Origin of the sequence: Kineococcus glutinatus (genome assembly GCF_039542765.1) — a bacterium.
GTDB lineage: Bacteria > Actinomycetota > Actinomycetes > Actinomycetales > Kineococcaceae > Kineococcus_A > Kineococcus_A glutinatus.
The window spans coordinates 1-2922 of record NZ_BAABIL010000797.1 but is presented as its reverse complement, the minus strand read 5'-3'; the positions used below and the strand labels follow the sequence as shown (position 1 = coordinate 2922).

Annotated in this window: 3 protein-coding genes and 1 pseudogene; 2 read left to right on the top strand and 2 right to left on the bottom strand. The window is 78.0% G+C overall.

The genetic code is table 11. The features are described 5' to 3' along the window. Positions 1-839, top strand: an 839-nt coding sequence (locus ABEB16_RS21545; RefSeq protein WP_345714220.1) for an SDR family NAD(P)-dependent oxidoreductase, incomplete at its 5' end; no start/stop codon positions are given. Between the two features lie 19 nt (positions 840-858). Here the strand turns inward: ABEB16_RS21545 and ABEB16_RS21540 are convergent. Next, positions 859-1023, bottom strand: coding sequence for a hypothetical protein (locus ABEB16_RS21540; protein ID WP_345714219.1), 165 nt, complete (start codon positions 1021-1023; stop codon positions 859-861). A 186-nt stretch (positions 1024-1209) separates the two neighbouring features. Further along, positions 1210-1941, bottom strand: coding sequence for a methyltransferase domain-containing protein (locus ABEB16_RS21535; RefSeq protein WP_345714218.1), 732 nt, complete (start codon positions 1939-1941; stop codon positions 1210-1212). Positions 1942-2275: 334 nt separating this feature from the next. Between ABEB16_RS21535 and ABEB16_RS21530 the strand changes: the two are divergent. Then, positions 2276-2922, top strand: a pseudogene (locus ABEB16_RS21530) (hypothetical protein); the annotation flags it as partial.

The window sequence follows — 2922 nt, the reverse complement described above, 5'->3', positions numbered from 1 at the left end:
TCGGGCGGCCCGCGCTCGCCGGGCGGGTCGTGCTCGTCACGGGCGTCACCTCGGGCATCGGGCGCGCCAGCGCGGCGGCGCTGCTGGCGGCGGGGGCGCTGGTCGTCGGGTGCGCCCGCGACGGGGAGCGGCTCGCCGAGGTGGCCGCGCGGCTGCCCGGCCTGCGGGTGCGCGGCTGCGACGTCACGGACGCCGGACAGCGCCGCGACCTCGTCGAGCACGTCCTCGCCGAGCACGGCCGCGTGGACGCCCTGGTGGCCAACGCCGGTGTGGGCTGGGAGGGCCTGGTGGCGCAGATGGGCGCCGAGGACGTCGAGCGCCTCTACGCCACCAACGTCGTCGGCGTCGTCGACCTGACCCGCCTGCTGCTGCCGCAGATGCTGGCGAGGGGCGACGGGGACGTCCTGGTGGTGTCCTCGGCCGCGGCGTTCGTGGCGCTGCCGCCGCTGACGGTCTACAGCTCCACGAAGTGGGCCGTGCAGGGCTTCGCCGACGGCCTGCGCCGGGAGGTGCGCGGCCGCGGGGTGCGGGTGCACACCGTCAACCCGGGCTTCGTCCGCACCGAGTGGCTGTCGCGCTCGCTGGGGCACCGGCCGTCGGAGCGCGAACCGGGTCTGCGGCCCTCCCCGGGGGTGGCCCCGGAGCGGGTGGCGGCGGCGGTGCTGTCGTGCCTGGCCGCGGGCCGTTCCCGCACGGTGTCGGTGCCGCGCGCGATGGGCCTGGCGCGGGTGCTGACCGTGCAGCCGCTGCGCGCCGGGCTGGACGCGGTGTGGTCGCGGGCCGCACCGTCGCTGGCCCGGGGCGCGCGGCGGGTGGCCCGGGAGCGGACCCCCGGCTGAGCGGCGCGACCCGCCCGGGTCAGCGGGGCCGCTGCTGGCCGAACCGGGAGACGACCCGCTGCATCTGGGCGCGGGTCTTGGGGTCGCTCGCCAGCTGCTGCGCCTTGCGCACCGCCTGGCCCGTGATCCTGCGGCCCTGCGGGGACGCGAGGAACTTCGAGATCTTGCCGGACAGTCCAGCCATGGCGTGCTCCCTCCTGCTGCGGCCCGCGGGGGCGGGCGGGGCCGCCCGTGCGGCCCGGCTCTGCGGTGCTGTGCATCGTGTGCCGACCGGACAACGGTCGCGCTGCCCAGCATGGTTCCCCGGCGCCGCTCGCGCGCGCCGGGGCCACCCCGGCGGCGGTGCTCGGGCGGTGCGCAGGCGGTGCGCTCAGGAGGTGGGGTCCTTGCGCAGCACCACGGCGACGTCGGTGACGGTGAAGAGGAAGCGGCCGGCGTCGGCGAGGTGGCGCAGCTCGTCCACCCACCCGGCGGCGCGGGCGGACAGGGCCGTGTCGGCGGAGGCGGCGGCCAGCACCCCGGTGGCGACCTTCCACGCCACGGAGCCCACGTCGAAGCGGCGGTGGGGGTCGGCCCAGGAGTGCACCGACTCGACGTCCAGGCCGCTGGCGTCGGCGTAGCGCAGCAGCTTGCGCCCGGCGAAGCCGTCCACGCGCGCGCCCGCACCGGGGGAGTGCGCGACCCACTGGTCGATGAGGGTGCGGGTGAGCCGGTCGTCGACGCTGGAGAAGAGGGCGGTGTCCCAGTCGCTGTGCGCCAGGACGAAGCGGCCTCCCGGCCGCAGCAGCCGCCCGACGTCGTCGAGGTGGGCGGCGGGGTCCCGCAGGTGCTCCAGGACGTTGATCGAGGCGGCGGCGTCCAGGCTGGCGTCGGGCAGCGGCAGCGGCCGGTCGAGGTCGGCGATGTGGGCGCGCACCCGCGCGTCGAGGAGGAGGTCGTCGTCGAGGGTGGCGGCGACGTCCACGGCGTGCACGACGGCCGGGGCGCCACCCTCGGCGCCGAGCAGGGCGCGGGTGAGCCGCCCGGGGCCGCAGCCGAGGTCGGCGACGACGGCGCCGGCCACCGGGAGGGCGAGCGCGGTCACGTTCTCGAAGCGGCCCACGCAGCAGACCCTAGGGGGGTGGGCCCGCGACCGCGCCCGCCGGCCCGGTGCGCCGCGTGGTCCGGGTGCGCGGCGGAGGTGCGGGTCGACACGTGGCGTCACGCCTGTGTGCGTGGGGTCGGGGGACTGCGCCGATCTCGCGAAGACCGGGCGACCGGAGCACCTCGCAACCCTCACGTGACGTGCGAGTGCGCGCGGCCGCCGTAGCATGGCGGCACCGCGCCGGGAGGGGGGAGAGCTCCCGGGGGGCCCGCGGCGCGCGAGCGCCCGTGCGGGTCCCGGGCGCGCGGGGACCGGAGGCGCGCCGTGGTGCGGCGCCACGCGGAGGGGGAGCATGGAGACGACGACGCGGCCGCGGCCGCAGGAGGACCACGGCCCCGGTGAGGAGCCGCGCGGGGGGATCTCCCGGCGGCGGGCGCTGCTGGCGGGGATCGGCGGCGCCGTGGTGGCCGCAGGTGCCGGCACGTGGCTGGCGCTGGGGCGCGGCGAGGAGGAGGACGGCGCGACGCCGCAGGAGCCGGCCGAGCCCTGGACACCCCGCGCGCACGTGCCCGCCGCACAGCTGGACACCAAGTGGACGGGCGTCCAGACGCACACGGTCTCCGTCGCGGAGGACTTCGAGGCGTTCCTCGGCCGCCCGCTGGACTGCGTCGTCGTCTTCGCCGCCGACAAGGACTGGGGCACGCTGACGCAGCCCTGGTACGCCGTGAAGTCCCCGGCGGGCCAGGACTGGGGGCGGTGGGTGCGCGAGGCCCCCGACGCCCGCCGGCTCGTCATCTCCCAGGCCATGGTGCCCGCCGACCCGCCCTCGGACTGGCGCGAGCGCGGCGCGGCGGGGGAGTACGACGCGCACTGGCGCGAGCTGGGGCGGACCCTCGTCGCGCAGGGGCTGGGGTCCTCGATCGTGCGCATCGGCTGGGAGCTCAACGGCGACTGGTACGAGAACCACTACGTCGGCGACAGCGAGGTCGAGCGCGAGCG

Bases quoted from the DNA above. Each gene is read 5' to 3' on its own strand.
- ABEB16_RS21540 (WP_345714219.1), bottom strand. From the start codon at position 1,023: ATGGCTGGACTGTCCGGCAAGATCTCGAAGTTCCTCGCGTCCCCGCAG.